The sequence below is a fragment of the Corynebacterium suedekumii genome, assembly GCF_030252185.1.
GTDB lineage: Bacteria > Actinomycetota > Actinomycetes > Mycobacteriales > Mycobacteriaceae > Corynebacterium > Corynebacterium suedekumii.
In genome coordinates this window covers 2,466,777-2,488,607 of the sequence record NZ_CP126970.1, presented here as the reverse complement: position 1 = coordinate 2,488,607, position 21,831 = coordinate 2,466,777, and the positions used below count along the sequence as shown (strand labels likewise).

Annotated in this window: 19 protein-coding genes and 1 pseudogene; 8 read left to right on the top strand and 12 right to left on the bottom strand. The window is 68.9% G+C overall.

Annotated features, from left to right (window positions below; all coding sequences use genetic code 11):
- Positions 1-320: 320 nt before the first annotated feature.
- On the bottom strand, positions 321-1,706 hold the full coding sequence (mtr, locus tag QP029_RS12455; RefSeq protein WP_284874580.1) for a mycothione reductase: 1,386 nt from the start codon (positions 1,704-1,706) through the stop codon (positions 321-323).
- Between the two features lie 43 nt (positions 1,707-1,749).
- Complete coding sequence (locus QP029_RS12450; RefSeq protein ID WP_284874579.1) at positions 1,750-2,751, bottom strand: alpha/beta hydrolase; 1,002 nt, start codon at positions 2,749-2,751, stop codon at positions 1,750-1,752.
- A gap of 324 nt (positions 2,752-3,075) precedes the next feature.
- Between QP029_RS12450 and mqo the strand changes: the two genes are divergently transcribed.
- Both mqo and QP029_RS12440 read left to right on the top strand, forming a co-directional pair.
- Positions 3,076-4,506: a malate dehydrogenase (quinone) gene (gene mqo / locus QP029_RS12445; protein WP_284876251.1), complete on the top strand. Its 1,431-nt coding sequence runs from the start codon at positions 3,076-3,078 to the stop codon at positions 4,504-4,506.
- A 239-nt stretch (positions 4,507-4,745) separates the two neighbouring features.
- Positions 4,746-5,468 (top strand): VOC family protein, encoded by a 723-nt coding sequence (locus QP029_RS12440; protein WP_284874578.1) that lies wholly within the window; start codon positions 4,746-4,748, stop codon positions 5,466-5,468.
- A 16-nt stretch (positions 5,469-5,484) separates the two neighbouring features.
- Here QP029_RS12440 and QP029_RS12435 read toward each other — a convergent pair whose 3' ends face one another.
- The 4 genes from QP029_RS12435 to QP029_RS12420 all read right to left on the bottom strand — a co-directional run bounded on the left by QP029_RS12435 (position 5,485) and on the right by QP029_RS12420 (position 10,059).
- On the bottom strand, positions 5,485-7,359 hold the full coding sequence (locus QP029_RS12435; protein ID WP_284874577.1) for a heavy metal translocating P-type ATPase: 1,875 nt from the start codon (positions 7,357-7,359) through the stop codon (positions 5,485-5,487).
- 164 nt (positions 7,360-7,523) lie between these two features.
- Entirely contained in the window at positions 7,524-7,760 is a 237-nt protein-coding gene (locus tag QP029_RS12430; protein WP_284874576.1) for a heavy-metal-associated domain-containing protein, read from the bottom strand.
- Between the two features lie 121 nt (positions 7,761-7,881).
- Positions 7,882-8,622, bottom strand: a complete 741-nt coding sequence (locus QP029_RS12425; RefSeq protein ID WP_284874575.1) for a Crp/Fnr family transcriptional regulator — start codon at positions 8,620-8,622, stop codon at positions 7,882-7,884.
- Positions 8,623-8,652: 30 nt separating this feature from the next.
- The gene (locus QP029_RS12420) at positions 8,653-10,059 is read right to left on the bottom strand and encodes a protein adenylyltransferase SelO (protein WP_284874574.1); all 1,407 of its coding nucleotides are present in this window, start codon (positions 10,057-10,059) and stop codon (positions 8,653-8,655) included.
- Positions 10,060-10,093: 34 nt separating this feature from the next.
- Between QP029_RS12420 and cobA the strand changes: the two genes are divergently transcribed.
- The gene (gene cobA / locus QP029_RS12415) at positions 10,094-10,834 is read left to right on the top strand and encodes a uroporphyrinogen-III C-methyltransferase (RefSeq protein WP_284874573.1); all 741 of its coding nucleotides are present in this window, start codon (positions 10,094-10,096) and stop codon (positions 10,832-10,834) included.
- Positions 10,831-12,033, top strand: a complete 1,203-nt coding sequence (locus tag QP029_RS12410) for a Bcr/CflA family efflux MFS transporter (RefSeq protein WP_284874572.1) — start codon at positions 10,831-10,833, stop codon at positions 12,031-12,033. Before cobA ends, QP029_RS12410 begins: the two co-directional genes overlap by 4 nt.
- Here the strand turns inward: QP029_RS12410 and QP029_RS12405 are convergent.
- The 4 genes and pseudogenes from QP029_RS12405 to yaaA all read right to left on the bottom strand — a co-directional run bounded on the left by QP029_RS12405 (position 12,026) and on the right by yaaA (position 15,018).
- Positions 12,026-12,826 carry a DUF8462 domain-containing protein gene (locus tag QP029_RS12405; RefSeq protein ID WP_349293711.1) on the bottom strand — a complete coding sequence of 267 codons (801 nt, stop codon included), beginning with the start codon at positions 12,824-12,826 and terminating at the stop codon, positions 12,026-12,028. The two genes, QP029_RS12410 and QP029_RS12405, sit on opposite strands and share 8 nt — an antisense overlap.
- Positions 12,823-13,137, bottom strand: coding sequence for an ATP-binding protein (locus QP029_RS14220; protein WP_349293710.1), 315 nt, complete (start codon positions 13,135-13,137; stop codon positions 12,823-12,825). The genes QP029_RS12405 and QP029_RS14220 overlap by 4 nt, the downstream gene beginning before the upstream one ends.
- 119 nt (positions 13,138-13,256) lie before the next feature.
- Positions 13,257-14,285 (bottom strand): S66 family peptidase, encoded by a 1,029-nt coding sequence (locus QP029_RS12400; RefSeq protein ID WP_284874571.1) that lies wholly within the window; start codon positions 14,283-14,285, stop codon positions 13,257-13,259.
- 5 nt (positions 14,286-14,290) lie between these two features.
- Positions 14,291-15,018: pseudogene (gene yaaA, locus QP029_RS12395) on the bottom strand (peroxide stress protein YaaA).
- Between the two features lie 32 nt (positions 15,019-15,050).
- On the opposite strand from yaaA, the gene QP029_RS12390 reads away from it, so the two are divergent.
- Positions 15,051-16,808 (top strand): proline--tRNA ligase, encoded by a 1,758-nt coding sequence (locus tag QP029_RS12390; RefSeq protein ID WP_284874570.1) that lies wholly within the window; start codon positions 15,051-15,053, stop codon positions 16,806-16,808.
- A gap of 172 nt (positions 16,809-16,980) precedes the next feature.
- Here QP029_RS12390 and QP029_RS12385 read toward each other — a convergent pair whose 3' ends face one another.
- Positions 16,981-18,966 carry an MMPL family transporter gene (locus QP029_RS12385; RefSeq protein WP_284874569.1) on the bottom strand — a complete coding sequence of 662 codons (1,986 nt, stop codon included), beginning with the start codon at positions 18,964-18,966 and terminating at the stop codon, positions 16,981-16,983.
- A 57-nt stretch (positions 18,967-19,023) separates the two neighbouring features.
- The gene (locus QP029_RS12380) at positions 19,024-19,764 is read right to left on the bottom strand and encodes a hypothetical protein (RefSeq protein WP_284874568.1); all 741 of its coding nucleotides are present in this window, start codon (positions 19,762-19,764) and stop codon (positions 19,024-19,026) included.
- A 37-nt stretch (positions 19,765-19,801) separates the two neighbouring features.
- On the opposite strand from QP029_RS12380, the gene rimP reads away from it, so the two are divergent.
- The 3 genes from rimP to QP029_RS12365 all read left to right on the top strand — a co-directional run bounded on the left by rimP (position 19,802) and on the right by QP029_RS12365 (position 21,806).
- Entirely contained in the window at positions 19,802-20,341 is a 540-nt protein-coding gene (gene rimP / locus QP029_RS12375; protein ID WP_284874567.1) for a ribosome maturation factor RimP, read from the top strand.
- The gene (gene nusA, locus QP029_RS12370) at positions 20,338-21,330 is read left to right on the top strand and encodes a transcription termination factor NusA (protein WP_284874566.1); all 993 of its coding nucleotides are present in this window, start codon (positions 20,338-20,340) and stop codon (positions 21,328-21,330) included. Before rimP ends, nusA begins: the two co-directional genes overlap by 4 nt.
- 140 nt (positions 21,331-21,470) lie before the next feature.
- Positions 21,471-21,806, top strand: a complete 336-nt coding sequence (locus QP029_RS12365; RefSeq protein ID WP_284874565.1) for a YlxR family protein — start codon at positions 21,471-21,473, stop codon at positions 21,804-21,806.
- The last annotated feature ends 25 nt before the right edge of the window (positions 21,807-21,831 follow it).

Genomic DNA, 21,831 nt, shown 5'->3' with positions numbered 1-21,831 from the left:
CGGTCGCCGCAGGGGCTCAGTCCGGTGTCAGATGGAGACTTTAGTAAACCTTACGAGTTAATTCATGCTGACCATGAAAATCTTCAGAAACCCTGTCAGTGGGTCCCTCAATTCGGGTGAAAACTATCCCTGATTTGCGGTGAATGTTATTTGTGTACTGGGCTTATGTGGTTCCTGTGCGCCCTCAGCAGTGATCTGTGAGTTAGGTCACAAAAAGGAGCCTTAAGAACCCTCCAGTCACAGCTCTCACATGCGGCACATGAGAGTAATAAGTATTTTCACAGACTCGACCTCATGAAGGCCCGTAAAAGAGCCGGAAACTAGAACTCCAGGCCCAGAAGAGCGTTCTCGGTGACCTCCGGGAGCGCGGGGTGGATCCAGTACTGCCTGGTGGCCACGTCGCGGACGTCGAGGTCGAAGGCCATGACGGTGATCATCTGCTGGATGAGGGTGGAGGCCTGGGCGCCGAGGTAGTGGGCGCCGAGCAGCTTGCCGGTCGTGCGGTCGGCGATGAGTTTGGCGATGCCCTCGGTGTCCTCCATGGCCCAGCCGTAGGCGACGTCGCCGTAGTTCTGCACCTTGACGGTGATGTCGTGGCCGGCTTCCCGGGCCTCGCGTTCGGTGAGGCCGACGGTGGCGATCTGGGGGTGGGTGAACACGGCGGAGGGGACGTGGTCGTGCGGCATCGGCTGCAGGTCGTCGGGGTGGAGCAGGTTGTGGCGGACGGCGCGCATCTCGGCGTTGGCCACGTGCTTGAGCATGTAGGGGGAGGAGACGTCGCCGAGCGCCCAGACACCGTCGGCGGAGGTGGAGCGGCCGTACTCGTCGACGGCGACCCGGCCGTCGGGGGTCATGGCGACGCCGCCGGCGGCGAGGTCCATCTGGTCGGCGTTGGGGATGCGTCCGGTGGCGACAAGGAGGACGTCGGCGGTGAGGGTGGCGCCGTCGTCAAGCGTGACGGTGACGCCCTCGGCGGTGTCGGCGGCGTCGGTGATGGTGCGGCCGACGCGGAGGTCGAAGCGTTTCGCGGAGATCTCGTTGACGCGGGAGCAGATGTCGGCGTCGGACAGGCGCAGCAGCGAGGAGCGGGAGATGACGTGGACCTTCGTGCCCAGGGCGTCGAAGACGTGCGCGAACTCCATGGCGATGAAGCCGCCGCCGACGATGATGATGGATTCCGGCTGCTCGGGCAGCCGCATGATGTCCTCGTTGGTGTGGTAGGTGACGCCGGAGTCGGCGATGTTGGCGGGGATCATCGGGCGGGAACCGGTGGCGATGACCACCTGGTCGCCGGAGATGACGTCGTCACCCACGCGCAGCGTCCGGTCGCCGACGAAGACGGCGTGCTGGTCGTAGACGTCGATGTTCGGGGTCTCCGGGCCGCGGCGGTAGGCCTCGCCCCCGGCGGCGATGAGGTCGATGCGGTTGTCGAAGGTGCGCCGGATGATCTGCTTCCAGTCCACCCCGTTGACCTGCGAGTCGATGCCCAGGCGCTCCGCGTGGTTGGCGTGGAATGCGGTGTCGGCGGCGTAGACGTACATCTTGGTGGGGATGCAGCCGACGTTGAGGCAGGTGCCGCCGAAGGTGCCCTTCTCCACGATGGCGATGGACCGGTCGTCGAATTCCGGGCCGGGGATCGAGTTGCCCGATCCGGTGCCGATGATGATGAGGTCGTAGTGCTTCTCGACGGGGCCCGGGGTGCTCATTGCGTGCAGTTCTCCTAAAGACGGGTGGATATCCCCGCCAATCCTACAGCTGCGCCAGCCACCTCTCGGTGACGTCGAGGGCCTCGGCCAGTGGCTCCGGGGTGGAGAGGAACACGTCGTGGCGGGCGCCCGCGACGGGGTGGACGGTGACGTCCTCGCCGAGGTGCGGTGCCCAGCGCTGGATCTGTTCGACGTCGAGGACCGTGTCCGCCGTGTTCGCCTTCTCCGAGTAGGGGCGGTTGAGCCGGGAGGTGGCCGAGCACAGCGTGAGCACCGGGACCTGCACGTTGATGGCGTCGGAGTGGACCAGTTTCTGGTTGAGCACCACCTGCCGCAGCCAGCCGAGGTACTTGCGGTGTCCGCCGACCGGTTTGTACTCGGTGTTGAAGTCCCAGTGGCCGTGGTGGTCCCGGTGGATGGACACGCCGTAGGAGCCGAGGTTGCCGCCGGGGATCTCCAGGTGCGGGGCGAGCCTGCCCAGCGCGTTGATCACCGGTCGGCCGAGGGCGACGATCGGGCGGGGGTACATCATGTCCAGCCACGGGCTGTTGAGGATGATGCCCGCCACCTTCGCGTGCAGCGCCCGGTTGTTCCGCGCGAGGTGGTTGGCCCACATGGCCACGATGAGCCCGCCCGTGGAGTGCGCCAGCGGCACCATCGTCGGATGCGTGGCGGTGACCAACGTCAGAGCCGCGGTGAGATCGGGGTAGTAATGGCGGAAGTCATCGGCGTAGTGCCAGTGCTGCCCGGGCTGCCGCGCACGCCCCATCTTCCGCAGGTCCAGCGCGTAGAACGCGTGGCCGGCGGCGTGCAGCCGCTCGGCGACATGCGCCTGGAAGAAGTAGTCCGTCATCCCCGGCACCCACAGCACCGCGCTTCTCGACGCCCAGTCGTCCGGCACCGCCGCATCCTGCGGCAGGTAGCGCACCAGCGTCGCCACCGCCTCGCCCTCACCCTCCGGGTCGGGGCCGAGGCGGATGTCGCGGGCCTGGAAATCGGGTCCGAGGATGTCCTCGCGCCAGTCGGTCACCTCAGGAAGAGTCATGCCTCCACTCTAAAGCCCCGCCCGGACTCCCGGCGGGGGAGGGCCGAGGGGGTGGGAAACCCTCTGTTGCACAACAGAAATCCCGATGTCATGTCCGACCCTGGAATGGGTAGGCGTAAGGTGGAGGGGCACCGAACGATGGGCAAGGTACACCGCCGAGGACGGATCCGTGGCAGGTTCCGGCCCTTCCGCCTGGTTAGAGCAGCGATCAGGTGGGGCCCACCACTTCGACGACGAATGAGGTAATTACAGGTGTCCACCGACAACAAGAACTCCACCCAGGTCACTGACGAGGTTGATGTCGCCCTCGTCGGTGCCGGCATCATGAGCGCCACCCTGGGTGCCATGCTCCGTGAACTGGAGCCCAGCTGGTCCCAGATGATCTTCGAGCGTCTCGACGGCCCCGCACAGGAGTCCTCGTCCCCGTGGAACAACGCCGGCACCGGCCACTCCGCCCTGTGTGAGCTCAACTACACCCCGGAGAAGAACGGCAAGATCGACCTCTCCAAGGCCGTCGCCATCAACGAGAAGTTCCAGGTCTCCCGCCAGTTCTGGTCCCACCAGGTGGACAACGGCGTCCTCGCCGACCCGCGTGACTTCATCAACCCCGTCCCGCACCTGGCCTTCGCCCAGGGCGACGACCAGGTCGACTACCTCCGCCGCCGCTACGAGGCCCTCGCCGGCAACGTGCTGTTCCCGGGCATGGAGTTCGTCGACGACGACGCCGCGTTCGCCGAGAAGCTGCCCGTCATGTCCAAGGGCCGTGACTTCGCCGCCGAGAAGGTCGCCTACTCCGGCACCGAGATCGGCACCGACGTCAACTTCGGCTCCCTGACCAAGCAGTTCCTCACCGCCGCCAAGGCATCCGGCACCGAGGTCCGCTACGGCCATGAGGTCAAGAACCTCACCAAGGAGGGCGGCAAGTGGAAGGTCACCGTCAAGAACGTCCACACCGGTGACACCTCCGTGGTCAAGGCCAAGTTCGTCTTCGTCGGCGCCGGCGGTTACGCCCTCGACCTGCTCCGCAAGGCGGGCGTGCCCGAGGTCCGCGGCTACGCCGGCTTCCCGGTCTCCGGCATGTGGCTGCGTTGCACCAACGAGGAGCTCATCGAGCAGCACGCCGCCAAGGTCTACGGCAAGGCCAAGGTCGGCGCCCCGCCGATGTCCGTCCCGCACCTGGACACCCGCGTCATCGACGGCGAGAAGGGCCTGTTGTTCGGCCCCTACGGCGGCTGGACCCCGAAGTTCCTCAAGGAGGGCTCCTACCTCGACCTGTTCAAGTCGATCCGCCCGGACAACATCCCGTCCTACCTCGGTGTCGCCGCCCAGGAGTTCGCCCTGACCAAGTACCTGGTCCAGGAAGTGGCCAAGGACTTCGACGACCGCCTCGTCGACCTCAAGGACTACGTCCCCTCCGCACAGCCCGAGGACTGGGAGACCATCGTCGCCGGCCAGCGCGTCCAGGTGATCAAGCCGACCGCCGCCCCGCGTTTCGGCTCCCTGGAGTTCGGCACCGCCCTGGTCAACTCCATCGACGGCTCCATCGCCGGCCTGCTCGGCGCGTCCCCGGGTGCCTCCATCGCCCCGGCCGCCATGGTCGAGCTGCTCGAGCGCTGCTTCGGTGAGAACCTCATCGACTGGTCCCCGAAGCTGCACGAGATGATCCCGTCCTACGGCAAGAAGCTCGTCGATGATGAGCAGCTGTTCAACGAGATGTGGGATTACACCCAGAAGACCCTGAAGCTCGACCAGTAGTTTCCGGTCAGCCCGTTCGCCCTCGTCAGCCCCCTATCCGGGGAGTTGACGGGGGCGTACGCTTTTGCCCATGCAGCGAATCATCCCGAACATCTGGTGCAACGGCACCGCCGACGAGGCTGTGGCCTTCTACGTCGACGCCTTTCCCGAAGCCACCGCGGGCTACAGTTACACCTACCCCGAGGAGGGCCTGCCCGACTTCCAGCGGGACATGGCCGGTAAAGACCCTCGGCGCCAACGTGGACATCGACGGCTACACCCTCACCCTCATCAACGCCGGCGACGAGTTCTCACCGACCCCCGCGATCAACTTCTTCGTCAACTTCGACCCCTCCGTGCGGGACGACGCCCGCGGCGATCTCGACCGCCTGTGGGCCAAGCTCACCGACGGCGGACACGTCCTCATGGACCTGGGCTCCTACCCGCACTCGCAGCACTACGGGTGGGTCGCCGACCGCTTCGGCGTCAACTGGCAGCTCATGCTCACCGACCCGACCGGTGACTCGCGGCCGATGATCATCCCCAACCTCATGTTCTGCGGTCCCGCCCAGAACAAGGCGGCCGAGGCCGCCGACCACTACCTCAGCGTGTTCCCCGACTCGCGCCTGGCGCACCGGGTGCCCTACGGCCAGGCCACCGGCCGGGTGACGCCTGAGTCGGTGGTGTTCTCCGACTTCCAGCTCTACGGCGAGTGGCTGTCCGCCATGGACTCCGCGGTGGATCAGCCCTTCACCTTCACCGAGGGCCTGTCGCTGTCGGTCAACTGCCGCGACCAGGCGGAGATCGACCGGATCTGGGAGGCACTCTCGGCCGTGCCCGAGTCCGAGGTGTGCGGCTGGTGCAAGGACTCCTGGGGTGTCAGCTGGCAGATCGTTCCGGAGAACATGGACGAGCTCATGACCCGCCCCGGCGCCTACGAGACGATGATGGGCATGAGCAGGATCGTCATCGACAGGCTCTAGGAGCGGGTCAGTCGAGTCAGGCGGGCACCGTCGCCCTGGGGGAGGCACCGGAGGCGGCGGGCTCGTCTGACGGCAGGGTCGGCCGGAGCAGGAGCATGGCGATGCCGATGACCAGGAGCACGGACGCCTCATGGACGAGCATGCCGAGGGACATCGTCACCCCGCCGAAAAGCACCCCGGCCAGCAGCAGGGCCACGGTGGCCAGTGCGATGGAGATGGTCACCCGCATGGTGCGCACCGTTCGCCGCGCCAGGCCGAGAGCGTAGGGCAGCCGTGGAAGACGGTCGGCCATGAGGGCGATGTCGGCGGTGTCGATGGCGGCCGGTGAGCCGGCGGCGCCCATCGCGACACCGATGTCGGCCTGGGCCAATGCCGGGGTGTCGTTGACACCGTCGCCGACCATCGCCACCGTGTGACCGCGTTCCTGCAGCTGACGCACGAGTGCGAGCTTGTCCTCCGGCAGCAGGCCGGCATGAACCTCGTCCACGTTCAGTTCCGCGGCGATGGTCCGGGCCACCGCCTCGGCGTCCCCGGTGGCCATGATTACCCTCACCCCCTTCTCGTGGAGGGCGCGGACCGCGGCGGGAGCATCCGCCCGGATGGTGTCGGCGACGGCGATAATCCCGACGGGCTCCCCGTCGACACCGACGTACATGGCGGTGCGGCCGAGCTCGTTGAGGTGACGCAGCCGGGTGGGATCCGGCACGGAGTCCAGCAGGTCCGCCGAACCGACGGAGACCAGGTGGCCGTCGATCTGCGCGACGATGCCCCGCCCGGTCACCGGGCGTGCGGTGTGCACCTGACCGATGGACAGGCCCCGGGCGCGGGCACCCCGGATGACAGCCTCGGCGAGCGGATGCTCCGAGGCGGTCTCGGCGCGGGCGGCGAGTTCGAGGACGTCGTCGGCCGAGTAGGCGGGGTCGAGGACGTCGACATCGGTCAGCTCGGGACGTCCGTGGGTGAGGGTGCCGGTCTTGTCGACCACGACGGCGTCGACACGCGCCGAGGTCTCCAGGTACTCACCGCCCTTGATGAGCACCCCGTCCCGGGCCCCGCGCCCGATGCCGGCGACGATGGAGACCGGGATGGCGATGACGAGTGCGCCGGGGCAGGCGATGACCAGGAGGGTCAGCGCCAGGTTGATGTCCCGGGTGAGAAGTCCGACGGCACCGGCGGCGACCATGACGCCGGGGGTGTACCAGCGGGAGAACTTCTCCAGGAAGGTCTGGGTCCGGGCCTTGTCGTCCTGGGCGTCCTCGACGCGGTGGATGATCCTGGCGAGTGTGGAATCCGATCCGACCCGCACGGCCTCGACCCGCAGGATGCCGCTGCGCAGCCACGTGCCCGCGAAGACCTCGTCTCCCGGGGCCTTCTCGGCCGGGACCGATTCACCGGTCATGGTGGATTCGTCGACACCGCCGTGGCCGGAGATGATGTGGCCGTCGACGGGGACCTGCTCACCGTTTTTCACCAGCACGACGTCCCCGGGGACGAGTTCCCAGGTCTCCACCGTGTGGGGCTGACCGTCGCGCAGGACGGTGGCGACGTCCGGGGCGGCGTCGACAAGATCGCTCAGTGCCTGGCGGGTGCGGTTCATCGTCGCCCGCTCCAGCGCCTTGCCCAGGGCGAAGAGGAAGGTGACGGCGGCGGATTCCCACCAGTTCTGCAGGAACAGCGCGCCGATGGCGGCCACGACGACCAGGAGGTCGATGGACACGACCCGGCTTCGCAGGGCATGGAGGGCGGACATCGCGATCGGCCAGCCGGCGACGACGGCGGCGGCGATCATGAGCAGATCGGAGAGTAGGGACCCGGACGGGGTGATGAATGATCCTATGATGAGTAGCCCTGAGACGGCGACGACGCCCCAGGTGCGGGGGATGGTGGTCATGGTGTGCTCCTTTGGGGAGAGGGGAGGTGGTGTCAGCTCTGACGTTATGGCCGCCGCCGGACCGGTTCCTTGACGTGGATCAATCGTCCCGACAGTGGTCCGCAGACGGAGGAACCCCCGCCGATCCCGGGGAAGCCGGGATCGGCGGGGGTTAGGAGGCCGCGTCAGATGGTGGAGGGGCGGGCGGTGTAGCCGGCGTCGGCGACGGCGCGGACGAGCTCCCGGACACTGACCACTTCCGGGTCGTGGGAGACGAGGATGCGGCCGGAGGAGAACTTCACCTCGGCATGGTCAACACCGGGCAGGCCGGAGAGTTTCTTCTCGATCTTTGACACACAGCTCGGGCAGGTGAACTCGTCGGAGCGCAGGGTGGTGAGTGTGAGGGCGGACGGGCTGGTCATGGCAATCAGGTCCTTGTCGTGGGAGTCGGGGTGGATCTTCTGACACCTCTGACGTTAGGAACCGCGCGGGTCGGGTTCCTTGACCCGGATCAAAGATCGCCGGATTCGGTGGCCGACGGGATCAGGACCGCGGCACCAGGGTCTCGAGGGCGTCGTGGTCGGTGATCGCCGTCCACTCCCGGCCGGAGTCGATGACCCCCGACTTCTTCATTCGGGCCAGGACCCGGGAGGCGGACTCGACCGTCGTGCCGGACATGCCGGCGATGTCGTCCCGGCGGAGCCGTACCTGGAGGAGCCGGGAACCGTCCCGCCGGGTCTGACCGAGCTTGCGGTCCAGGTGGATGAGGGTGGCGGCGACCCGCTCTTCGACGGTGGCCGTGGCCTGGGCGATCTCCCGGTTGCGTCCCTGGGCGAGACGCTCCTGCTGGAGACGGATGATCGCGAGGCCGACCGCCGGGTAGTCGGTGACCACTGAACCGAGGGCAGCGGCGGGCAGGAAAAGTCCGCAGGTGGTCTCCATCGCCCACGCCGAGTCGGCGGCGCGGGCACTGTGGGTCTGCAGGGGGCCGATGATGTCCCCGGGGGCGGCGATGTCGACGGTGATCTGCCGGCCGTCGGCGGTGTCCCGGGTGATCCGTGCGCGTCCCGCCACGAGGAGGTAACTGCCGTCGACCTCCTCACCGGCCACCTGGATGGGATCGTCCACACCCCACGACCAGGAACTGACGTGGTGGTCGAACGCCCGGTGCTGTTCCGGGGTCAGGTCCCTGGTCAACGGGGAGCGTGCCATGGCCGCCAACCGGGTGTCCAGGGAACAGCGGTGGGGGCGGGCGCAGTTGGAACGGACAGGGTTGGCGGACATGACTACAGGGTATCTCCCACCCGGAGAGCCTTAGGTGCCGCAGAACGTGCGGTAGGGCCCGAAGTCCTCCGGTGCCGGGTGGGCGTAGCGGACCAGGTCGAGCTTCTCGTCGAAGGGGTGGGTGACGGCGTCGAGAAGCTTATCGAAGGGCGCGAGGTCCCCGTCCACCGCCGCGGACAGCGCCTCCTCCACGAGGTGGTTGCGCGGGATGTAGACGGGGTGGATCCGGCCCAGACGACCGGCGTCGGGGGAGTGCCCGAGCCACCGGGTCAGCCACGGGTCGAGATCGTCGGCGGGGATCATCTCCCGCAGCGTGGTGTCGTCACCGCCGGCGGCGCTGACCAGCCCACGGTGGAAGCGGGTGAGATCGGGGGAGTGGTCGAGCAGGAGCTGCTCGTAGCCGGCGATGACGTCGGTGGCGGTGTCGGGGACGTCGAGTGCCCGCGCCAGCTCGGTGGTTGTCGCCTTCTCCCACCGGTCCTGGAACGTGCCCATGGCCTGGCGGGCATCGTCTACGGCGCGGTCCTCGTCCTCGTTGAACAGCGGAAGCATCGCCTCGGCGAGGCGGGCGAGGTTCCAGCCCAGCACGGCGGGCTGGTTGCGGTAGGCGTAGCGGCCCTGGGTGTCGATGGAGCTGTACACCGTCGTCGGGTCGAAGGAGTCCATGAACGCGCACGGCCCGTAGTCGATGGTCTCACCGGACAAGGTGGTGTTGTCGGTGTTCATCACCCCGTGGATGAATCCGAGCCGCATCCACTGGGCGACGGTGGCCACCTGCCGGTCCATGACCGCGGTGAACACCTCCAGGGGGTCGGTGAGCTGGGGGTAGTGGCGGGCACGGACGTGGTCGGTGAGGCGGGCGGCCAGCCCGAGGCCTTCGTCGCGCAGGCGGGCGTACTGCATCGTGCCCACCCGGAGGTGGCTGGCGGCGACGCGGACGAGGATGGCGGCGGGGACGACGCGGCCGCGCTGGATCTTCCGGCCGGTGGTGATCACCGCCAGGGAACGGGTCGTGGGCACACCGAGGGCGTGCATCGCCTCGGAGACCAGGTACTCGCGGAGCATGGGGCCGAGCGCCCCGCGGCCGTCGCCACCCCGGGAGAACGGGGTGGGGCCGGAGCCCTTGATGTGCAGGTCGACGAGCCCTGCCCCGGTGGGGAGTTCGCCGAGCAGGAGCGCGCGGCCGTCGCCAAGCTGGGGGGAGAATTGGCCGAACTGGTGCCCCGAGTACGCCATGGCGTGGGTGTCGCCGCCGTGTCCGAGGAGGAAGTCCACGCCCTCGTCGCTCCGCAGCCAGTCGACGTCGAGGCCGAGTTCCCGGGCCAGCGGCTCATTGAGGATCAGCAGCGCCGGGTCCGGGGACTCCTCGGCCTGCCAGGAGATGACGAGTTCCGGCAGGTCGTGGGCGAAGGTGTGGTCCAGACGCGGGGTTGTCATGGCCCCAGGGTAACCACCGATAGACTGATCCACCATGACCTCTGACTCTGCCCTGCCCGGCGTCACCCTGGTCGGCGGGGGTCCCGGTGCGTGGGACCTCATCACCGTCCGCGGGATGAACGCGCTTGTCGACGCCGACGTCATCCTCACCGATCACCTCGGCCCCACCGACCAGCTCGACCGCCTCATCGACGTGCCCGGCAAGGAGATCATCGACGTGTCCAAACTGCCGTACAAGCGGCAGGTCTCCCAGGGCAAGACCAACGAGCTCATCGTCTCCCACGCCCGCGCCGGTCGGAAGGTCGTCCGCCTCAAGGGCGGCGACCCCTACGTCTTCGGCCGCGGCTTCGAGGAACTGCAGGTCTGCCGTGAGCACGACATCCCCTGCGAGGTGGTCCCCGGGGTCACCAGCGCCGTCTCCGTCCCCGGTGCCGCGGGCGTGCCGATCACCCAACGCGGTGTCGTGCACTCCTTCACCGTGGTCTCCGGGCACCTGCCGCCCGGCCACCCGTCATCCCTGGTGGACTGGTCCGCCCTGGCGCGGACCGGGGGGACCATCTCCGTGATCATGGGCGTGCGCCACGTCGCCGCCATCGCCGACGCCCTCATGGCCGCCGACCTCGCCCCGGAGACCCCGGCCGCGATCATCCAGGAGGGCACCACCGACGGGCAGCGCAGCTTCCGCTGCACCCTGGGCACCCTCGCCGAGACCATGACCGACCACGCCGTCGAGGCACCGGCTGTCTACGTCATCGGTGAGGTCGCCGGGCTGTGACCCGTGGGGTGATTCCGCCGCTCATCCTGGGCGTGCTCGCGCTGGTCTCCATGGCCGAGCCGTTGTCGATCAACATGTACCTCTCGGGCATGCCCCAGCTGGCGCGTGACCTCGACCTCAGCCAGGCCGGCGCGCAGCTGACCCTGACGTTCTTCCTCGCCGGCATGGCCGTCGGCCAGCTCGCCGCCGGGCCCTGGTCCGACGCGCGAGGACGCCGCGGCCTGTTCCTCACCGGATCCGTGGCCCTGGCCGTGGCGACGGTGCTCGCCGCCGTGGCGCCGCACGCCTGGCTGCTGTTCCTCGCCCGTTTCCTCATGGGGCTGGCCGGCGGCACCGCCGTCGTCCTCGCCCGCGCGGTGGCCGCCGACCTCACGCACGGGCCCGAACTCGCGCGGGTGTTCTCCCTGCTCATGCTCCTCGGCGGCATCGCCCCGGTCATCGGACCCGTCGTCGGCGGCATCCTCGTGGACGGCGTCGGCTGGCGGGGCGTGTTCTGGGTGCTCGCCGGCCTCAACGTCATCGTCGCCCTCGGCGTGTGGCGGGCCGTCCCGGAGACCCTGCCCGCGTCCGACCGCACAGCCGGTGGGTGGCGGCCCCTCCTCACCTCCGTCCGGAAGCTCCTCGCCGACCGGGCCTACGTCTCCTTCACCACCGGCTTCATCTTCTCCTTCGCCACGATGTTCGCCTACGTCTCCGCCTCCCCGTTCATCCTCCAGGAGCACTACGGCTTCAGCCCGGTCCAGTACGCCATGATCTTCGCCGCCAACACCACCGGCATGTTCCTCGTCGCCCTGCTCAACGCCCACCTGGTGACGAAGGTCGGCCCGCTGCCGCTGGCCCGGATCGGCAACATCGTCATGCTCGTGGCCACCGGCTACCTGCTCACCGTCGCGCTTCTCGACGCCCCGCGGTGGTACATCCTCGCCGGACTCTTCACCGTCGTCGCCTCCATGGGACTCAACTTCGCCGACAACTCCGCCCTGGCCATCTCCCGCGCCGGCAAGGCCGCCGGCTCCGCCTCCGCGTTTCTCGGCTCCGGCCAGTTCCTGCTCGCCGGAGTCCTGTCCCCGATCGTCGGCCTCGTCGCCTCCGCGGGACTGTCCCAGCCGGTGGCCATGGCGGCCGTCATGGTGGTCACCGCCATCATCGCCACCGTCGGCGTGCACTCCGGGGCGCGGGCACTGGGGCACGTCAACTGATCCGGGTGACCCGCCCGTCACTGCGCAGGAAGTCGGCGAGGTAGGGAAGGGTGAACGCCACGCGACCCCAGGCGGGGGACTCGATGAGCCCCCGGTCGAGCAGCTTGCCGCGGGTGTCGGTGGCCTCGTTGGGTTTCTTGCCCACTGCCTCCGCGACGGCGGTGGAGGCGACGTCCGCATCATCGCCGATGAGGTCCGCCATGGCCCGTAGGTAGGCCAGCTGCGCCGGTGGCACCCCCTTGAGGGAGGGGGCGTGGACCTGGGAGCCCATGGTCATGACGGCCTCGTCCCGGACGGCCGCGACGTCATCGGCGGTGATCGTCCCCGCGGAACGGTTCCACGCCAGGTAACCGACCAGCTGCACCAGGTAGGGATACCCCTGCGCCACCTCGACGGCCGCCGCGGCACCCGGCTCGTCGAAGGGCCGACCGGATCCCTCGGCGGTGGCGGTCAGCGTGGCTCGGGCGTCCTCGGCGGTGAGCGGTCCGAGCTCGAAGCGGCGGGCCCGGCGCAGGAAGGTGGTGCCGGGCAGGTCGAGCAGTCGGTTGACCCCGTGGGTCAGTCCGGCCATGGCCAGCGACACCTCGAGGTCGTCCCGGATGAGGTCCTGGTAGGCGACGGCGACCTGGGTGAGGTTGTCCGGGTCGGCGTCCTGGACCTCGTCGACGGTGATGAGCACGCCCGCGCCCTGCAGATGGCCGAGGAGATCGCGCAGCCGGGTGATGAGCGTCGGCGTCGGGTCCTGTCCCGGGGTCAGCTCGGTGTCCACCCGCCCGAGACCGGAGATGCTCACGGCGGTGACCTTGCGTCCCGGGGTGGGGCGAGCTCGCGGATCTTCGCGGGGATGGTGGAGTCGACGAGGGTGCGCACCATGTCGTGGCGGCCGGTCGCCCGCAGGACGATCCAGCCCCGCTGGGCGGCGATGTCCTCCAGCTCCGTGAGGAGGACGGTCTTGCCGATGCCGCGCGCCCCGTCGATGATGAGGCTGCGCGTCGGGTCACCGGGGTTGCCGTCGATCGCCAGGGCGAACTCGTCGAGGATGACCCGGCGGCCCGCCCAGTACAGGGGAGAGGCGCCGAAGGTGGGGCGGAAGGGGTTGGTCATGGCCTCATCCTAGCGGTGGTTGATACTTTGATACTTTCCTGAAAAGGCACTTATCTGTCTACTTTCGCTGACAAACCGCCCGGAAAAGCGGCAAAGTGGACAGAAAAGCGCCTCCGGCCTCAGCGGTAGTCCGCGAAGACGCGCTTCTCCCCACCGTCGAGCCGCACGGTCCCGCCGTAGGGGAGGATCCATTGCGGCCGGGTGTGGCCGAAGGGGACACCGACGCAGACGACCGCGTCGGGGTTGTAGCTACGCACGGTGTCCACCACGACGTCGATCTGCTCGCGCCGGGCGAGGGCACGCTCCTCCTCGGTGCGAGGGGGCTCCTGGTGGTGGGTGGTGGGGGTGCGGGCGAGCATGACGCCGGCGACCACGCCGAGGAGTCCCCGTTCGCCGAGGGCGCGGACGATGTCTCGGATCTCAGGAGCGGGTGTCAGGCGCTCCGAGGCCTCGAGCAGCAGAATGCCGCCCCGCAGGTCGTCGACGGCGGGGAACCGGCCGGCGATGCCGAGCTGGGAGAGCACCTCCAGGCAGCCGCCCCACGTCCGGCCCTCGACAGCCTTCTCCGGGCCGGACCACTCCAGCGGGTCACTGGGGACGCGGTGGCCGAACTCCGACAGTGACCTCGGGTCGCCCCAGTCCACGCAGAAGTCCTCGGACTCGGCAGGGTTGGTCACCTCCACCTCGCTGCCGGTGAACAGGGCGGCGCGCAGGGCGGTGAGGTGGGCGGCGTCGATACGCGGGCCGGGGCCGATGTGCACCTGGGTGGAACCGCCGTAGAAGCCGGGGATGCCGAGACGCCACAGGTGGTTGAGCAGGTTGGTGTTGTCGCTGTAGCCGAGGAAACGCTTGGGGTTGGCGCGGATGACCTCGTCGTCCAGGTGAGGGGTGACGGTGATCTGGTCGTTGCCGCCGATGGTGGCCATGATGGCGCGGATGGACGGGTCCGCGAATGCGGCGGTGACGTCCCGGGCGCGATCCACGGGGGACGCGCCGACCTGGCGGGTCGTGGGGTACTCGACCGGCTCTACCCCCAGGTCACGCAGCCGGGTCATCGCCTGCTCGTGCACCGCCGGGTACGCGCCGGGCACGGCGAAGGAGGGGGAGAGGATGGCGACGCGGTCACCTGGTCTAAGCAGGGCAGTCATGGCGATCAGACTACACGCGTCAACGCGGTCGCTGAGGTCTGTTCGATGGTCATGCCGGCGCCCCGGGCGATGTCCGCGACGTCTCCCGCAGTCGCCGCCTCCCCGGGGAGAGCGCGAGCACCCGGGCCAGTTCGCCCTTGTACTGCTTGTTGAAGTGGCTGACCACCTTCCGCGACCCGTCCGCCAGCACCGACTCCACCCGCACGGTCACCGCGCCAGGCACCCGGCCGAGCTGTTGGTAAGTCCCGGACCGCAGGTCGACGACCAGGCCGTCGTGGGACAGCGCCTCGGTGATCGCCTTGCCCCAGCGGGCCTTCATCGTCGGCCGAGTGCCATCGGCGAGGGGGAGCTTCGTGCCGCCGGAGAGCCGGTAATGGGGGATGAGGTCGTCGGCGTGGACGACGCCGAACAGGGCGGAGCCGACGGCGAGGCGTGCGGACGCGGAAGGGGGCAGGGAGGCGGCGTCGAGGGCGTCGAAAAGCACGCCGGTGTAGCGGTGGATCGCCGGCATCGTCGGGGACGTGCGCAGCTGCGTGTTGGCCTCCGCCTCCGTGCGGAGTTTCTCCGAGATCCCCAGAACGCCGAGGGCGTCATCGACCGGGAGTGACTCAAGGTCCGAGATGATCTGCCCGCGCACCGGATTCAGCGTGGGAAACGCCAGCGATCCGAGGTCGAGCGGGCCGTGGGACCCGCCGTGAGCTTTGGTTTCGGACGGTGGCAGCACGATCAGCATGTCGAACAGGGTACCGGGTACAGTTACGGACCATGATCACACGTCTGTCCTCGCTGTTCCTGCGCACCCTGCGCGATGACCCCGCCGACGCGGAGGTCCCCAGCCACAAGCTCCTCGTCCGCGCCGGGTACATCCGCCGTGCCGCGCCGGGCGTGTACACGTGGCTGCCGCTGGGGCTGCGGACGCTGCGCAAGATCGAGGATGTCGTCCGTGAGGAGATGACCGCCATCGGCGGCCAGGAACTGCTGTTCCCCGCGCTGCTGCCGCGCGAGCCCTACGAGAAGACCAACCGCTGGACCGAGTACGGCCCCTCGCTGTTCCGCCTCCAGGACCGCAAGGGCAACGACATGCTGCTCGGCCCCACCCACGAGGAGATGTTCGCGGGTGCGGTCAAGGACATGTACTCCTCCTACAAGGACTTCCCCGTCACGCTCTTCCAGATCCAGACGAAGTACCGCGACGAGGAACGCCCCCGCGCCGGCATCCTCCGCGGCCGCGAGTTCGTGATGAAGGACTCCTACTCCTTCGACATGACCGACGAAGGCCTCGACGCCTCCTACGCCGCCCACCGTGGCGCCTACCAGCGCATTTTCGACCGTCTCGGGCTGTCCTACGTCATCTGCCAGGCCACCTCCGGCGCGATGGGCGGTTCCGCCTCCGAGGAGTTCCTCGCCGTCTCCGCCAACGGTGAGGACACCTTCGTCCGCGCCACCGACGGCGACTACGCCGCCAACGTCGAGGCCGTGGTCACGCAGCCGGGTCAGCCCCGTCCGGTGGCGGGCCTGCCGGAGGCCGTGGAGTACGACACCCCGGACTCCGAGACCATCGCCACCCTGGTGGACTGGGCCAACTCCGAGGGCGTGCGTATCGACGACCGCGAGGTCACCGCCGCAGACACCCTCAAGTGCGTCGTGCTCACCGTCCTCGAACCCGGTGCCGAGGAGCGTGACCTGCTCGGCGTCCTCGTCCCCGGTGACCGCGAGGTGGACATGAAGCGCCTCGAGGCCTCCCTCGAGCCCGCCGAGGTCGCCATGGCGGAGGAGAAGGACTTCAAGCGCAACCCCTTCCTGGTCAAGGGCTACGTCGGCCCGCGCGGCCTCGCCGCCAACGGCGTCCGCGTCCTCGCTGATCCCCGCATCGTGGAGGGCACCTCCTGGATCACCGGCGCCGACGCCCCGAACCGCCACGTCGTCGGACTCGTCGCCGGCCGTGACTTCGAGGTCGACGGCTACGTCGAGGCCGCCGAGATCCGCGAGGGCGACCCCGCCCCCGACGGCCAGGGCACCCTGACGCTGGAGCGCGGCATCGAGATCGGCCACATCTTCCAGCTCGGACGCAAGTACACCGAGGCCTTCGACGTTCAGATCCTCGACGAGAACGGCAAGCGCTCCGTGCCCACCATGGGCTCCTACGGTGTCGGCGTCTCCCGTCTCATGGCCGTGCTCGCCGAGCAGCGTCACGACGCCAAGGGTCTGAGCTGGCCCGTCGAGATCGCCCCGTTCCAGGTCCACGTGGTCGTGGCGAACAAGGACGCCGCCGCCCTCGAGGCCGGCGAGCGGTTGGCCGGGGAACTCGACACCGCCGGCATCGAGGTTCTCTTCGACGACCGCCCCAAGGTCAGCCCCGGCGTGAAGTTCAAGGACGCCGAGCTGCTGGGCATGCCCTTCGCCGTGGTGCTGGGCCGCTCCTTCGCCGACGGCATCGTCGAGCTGCGCGTCCGCGACGGGGAGACCATGGAGGTCCCGGCCGACGAGGTCGTCGCCCGCGTCGTGGAGCTCGTCCGCGGCTGACCTTCGGGATCAGCCTGTCGGGATCACCCTGAATTCGTGGTCCGATACTCGGGATCAGTAGTCCTCCCGACAACGTGATCCCGAATCCGGGACCCGGCACAGCACAAGGCCCTCGACCCCACCCGCACCGGGTGGAGTCGAGGGCCTTTCCGCGTGGCTGTTCCGCTGGCTGCTACAGCTCCGAGGCGGCGGTGGAGCCGGTCAGCTCGCGCTCACCGCGCTCGGTGTCCGCCGAATCCTTGGCGGGCTTGAGCTTGTTGGGCCACCAGAACTTCTCGCCGAGCATCTGGACGATGGCCGGGATGAGGATGGTGCGGACGATGAGGGTGTCCAGGAGCACGCCGATGAAGATGACGATGCCCACCTGGGCCAGCGCGACCAGCGGCAGGACGCCGAGGGCGGCGAACACGGCGGCGAGGAGGATACCGGCGGAGGTGATGACACCACCGGTGGCGGACAGGGAGCGCAGGACACCTTCCTTGGTGCCGTGGTGGCGGGCCTCCTCGCGGGCGCGGGTGATGAGGAAGATCGAGTAGTCGATGCCGAGCGCGACGAGGAAGACGAAGGAGTAGAGCGGGGTGGTGGAGTCGAAACGCTCGAAGCCGAAGATCCCGGTGGAGATCCACCAGCCGAGACCGAGGGCGGCGACGTTGGTCAGCAGCACCGTCGCGGTCATGATGAGCGGGGCGACGAAGGAGCGCAGCAGCACTACGAGGGCGGCGAAGATGAGCGCGAGGATGAGCGGGAAGATGAGGGTGCGGTCCTCGGCGGCGGATTCCTCGGTGTCGACGAGCTGGGCGTCCTGGCCGCCGACGAGGGCGTCCGTGTCGCTGAGCAGCTCGCGCAGTTCGACGGTGTCGGGGCCGGAGATCTGGAGGATCTCGTAGTCACCGGCGGGCTCCTGCGGGATGACGTTGGCGTCCTCGCCCTCGAGGGCGGCGGCGACGGCCTCGACATCCTGGGTGGCCACGATGGACGGGGTGGCCTCCTGGTCGGGGAAAGCCTCCTCGAGGTCGGCGGCGGCGGAGATGGACTCCGGGGTGTCGATGAACTGGTCGGCCTGGGTGACGCCGGTCTTGATCTGGAAGGCACCGATGCAGGCCAGGGCCAGCGCGACCAGCGAGACGGCGGCGACGACGACGGGGCGGGAGCGGACGACGTCACCGATGCGGTTCCAGAACCTGTGCTCGGTCTCGTCGCCGACCTGCGGGACCTTCGGCCAGAAGATCCAGCGGTTGAAGGCTACGAGGGCGCCCGGGAGGACGAACATGGCGAAGAGGAACGCGATGGCGATGCCGATCATCGACGCCAGGCCGAGACCACGGGTGGTGGGCACGGCGGAGAGCAGGAGGCAGCCCACGCCGATGACGACGGTGACGGCGGAGGCGAAGACCGTCTTGATGGTGGGCACCCAGGCCCGGGCCATGGCTTCGAAGCGGTCCTCGGTCCTGTGCAGCTCGTCGCGGTAGCGGGAGATGAGCAGGAGGGCGTAGTTGGTGCCGGCGCCGAAGACGAGGACGGAGAGGATGCCGGCGGTGGATTCGTTCCACACCACGCCGACGGCGTCGAGGACCCAGGTGAAGGCGATCTGCGCGAAGCGGTCGGCGACGGCGATGACCAGCAGCGGGATGATCCACAGGATGGGGGAGCGGTAGGTGACGATGAGCAGGACGGCCACGATGACGCCGGTCACCGCCAGGAGCAGGAAGTTGGCGCCGGAGAACACGCCGGAGAGGTCGGCGTCGATGGCGGCGGGGCCGGTGATCTGCGAGGTGATGTTCCCGGGCAGACCTTCGGCGGCCTGGTCGCGCAGGTCGTTGACCACGTCGACGTTGTCGGTCAGGCCCTCGGACTGCACCTCGATGGGCACGAGGGCGGCGGTCATGTCCTCGTTGGGGATCAGCGGTCCGCCGAGTTGCTCGGCGCGCTGACCCAGGTCGGCCATGTCTATGGTGGTGCCGTCGTCGGTGGTGAACAGGACGATGGCGGCGGCGCCGTTGTCGCCCGGGCGTTCCTGCAGGATCTCGGCGACCTGGGAGGATTCGGCGTCGTCGGGCAGCATGGCGGTCGAGGAGGAGGGCTGTTCAGCCGCTCCGATGGACATCGCGCCGGCGGCGAGGGCTATCAGGAGGAGGGCGAGCCATCGGAAGGCTCTCATCGTGGAAGAAGTCACGACAACGCAGCATACCTTGCCGACGCCGCGTCGTTAAAAGGTCTACGCCCCCACGTCGGGGTGAGTTTCACCACGTCCCGCGACCAGGGCGAGCCACCGGCGCCAGGTGTCGTCATCGGCGTCCCTCACGGCAGTCAGCCAGGCGGCGTCGAGCTCGGTGGCCACCATCCCAGGGAAACCGGGGTCGGCGGGGCCCAGGTCACCGGCGACCTCGTAGCCGGCCTCGGCGACGGGCACGTCGCCGGTGGGGGACAGGACCTCCCGCAGGAGGTCGATGCGGTGCTCGGCGGCGTCGATAAGCGGGTCCACCTGCTCGGCCGGCAGGAACGCGCGGGCGGTACCCAGACCGGAGGTCGCGGCGTACTCGGCGCGCAGCAGCGTGCGGGCCTGCTCGGCCGCCTCAGTGCTCAACTCCACCGCGGGAAGCTCGGCGTCGCCGGCCAGCTGCACGGCCTGGCGGGCGATGAGGTCACGGGAATCGTCGGGGACCTCGTCGACCGCGTCGACCGTCGCGGTGAACGCGTCCGCGGCAGTCGCCTCGCCCGGGGTGTAAGAGCAGGACTCCGGGACAGTGCCGTCGGCGTGGGTGCCGCACAGGCGCGTGATCTCGGCGGCCAACTCGTCCTCGTGGCCCGTGCGCCCGTCGGCGTGGGCGAGGTCGGCGAGCTCCACCAGCTGGCTGTCCGGGCGCGGGCCGAAAGCCTCGACGACGTCATCGACCGTGCACGACGCCAGGAACGGCAGGGCGAGCAGGACGGCGAGACTCCGGATGCGCTGGTTCACGTTGGTCACCCTACCGGCCCGCTATAGGCTGGTGGCCATGGCATTCCCCACCGAAGAACAACTCACCGCGCTCATCGCGCCCGCCGTCGACGGCCTGGACGTCGAGGACATCCGGATCACCCGGGCGGGGAAGAAGTCCGTCATCGCCATCCGCCTCGACGCCGACGACCGCCCCGACCTCGACCGCCTCGAGGTCGTGTCCAGGGACATCTCCGAGCTTCTCGACGCCGCCGAGGACCGCGGCGACGCCTCCTTCGGCGCCGGCTACACCCTCGAGGTCTCCACCCCCGGCGTCGACCTGCCGCTGACGGCCCCGCGCCACTGGCGCCGCAACCGCCACCGCCTGGTCACCCTCGGCGAGCAGGGCACCTGGCGCATCGGTGCCCTCTCCCCGGACGAGAGCTCCGTCGTGCTCGTGCGCACCGTGAAGAAGGACCGCGAGATGCGCATCCTGGAATTGGCCGAGCAGGTGCCCGCGGTGGTAGAAATTGAGTTCGCGAAAGCGCCGGAAGCGGAGACCGAGCTGACCGGCATGGATTTTGATCAGGCACTGGCCTGGCGAGAGGACAACAAGTGAATATCGACATGCAGGCGCTCGTGGCGATTGAGAAGGACAAGGGCATCGCCGTCGATGACCTGCTCGGCACCATCGCCGGGGCCCTCATCCACGCCTACCGCGAGTACCGCGGACTGGGCGAGGAGACCCCGGTCCGCATCGACTTCGACAAGTCCACCGGCTCCGTCACCGTCATCGCCGCCGAGGTCGACGAGGACGGCGAGATCGTCTCCGAGTACGACGACACCCCGGACAACTTCGCCCGCCTCGGCGCCCACGCCGTCCGCGACGCCATCGTCCGTCGCCTCCGCGAAGTCGAGGCCGGCCGCGCCTTCGACGAGTACCAGGAGTTCGAGGGACGGGTCGTCTCCGGCGTGGTCCAGCGCGACGCCACCGCCAACTCCCGCGGCATCGTCATCGTCCAGCTGGGCACCGAGACCGACCCCCAGGACGGCATCCTCCTGCCCGCCGAGCAGATCCCCGGCGAGAAGCTCCGGCACGGCGACCGCGTCAAGGCCTACATCGTCGGCGTGAACAAGGGCCCCCGCAACGTCCAGGTCAACCTCTCACGCACCCACCCCGAACTCGTCCGCGGACTCTTCGAGCTCGAGGTCCCCGAGGTCGCCGACGGCTCCGTCGAGATCATCAACATCGCCCGCGAGGCCGGCCACCGCTCCAAGGTCGCCGTCCTGGGCAAGGTCAAGGGACTCAACGCCAAGGGCGCCTGCATCGGCCCCCGCGGCCAGCGCGTGACCAACATCATGACCGAGCTCGGCGGCGAGAAGATCGACATCATCGACTACTCCGAGGACCCCGGCACCTACGTCGGCAACGCCCTGGCCCCCTCCAAGGTCATCCGCGTCGAGGTCACCGACCCCGAGGCCCAGACCGCCAAGGTCACCGTGCCCGACTACCAGCTCTCCCTCGCCATCGGCCGCGAGGGCCAGAACGCCCGCCTCGCCGCCCGCCTCACCGGCTGGAAGATCGACATCCACTCTGACGCTGAATAGGGGCGCCGAGTGTGTGGGATGAACCGCGCGCGGGTACGGAAGTTCAAATTCAGGTGACGATAGCGTAAACTGGCCGATGGCCCACGTGCGGTCAGAAGTACCCAGATCCACCAGACACCTTCAGATTCCTGAGGAGACGAATGCCGGAGACCCGCGAACGTGCGACAGCACCCCGCGAAATCCGTGTCCGTACCTGTGTCGCGACCCGGGAGCGCAAGCCCGACACCGAGCTGCTCCGGGTGGTCCTCGATCCCGAGGACTCCACCCGAACCCGCCTGCTGGCGGATCCCGCCCGTCGCCTCCCCGGCCGGGGAGCCTGGATCACTCCTGACATCACCGCACTCGAGCTGGCGGAACAGCGCCGCGCCTTCGGGCGGGCGTTCCGGGTGTCCACGGCCGTGGACACAGGTCACGTACGCACGTACCTCGCAGCACCAGCTGCCGGACCCGACATTGTAAGGAAGACCGAACACTGATGAGCACACCACGATGAAGCATCAG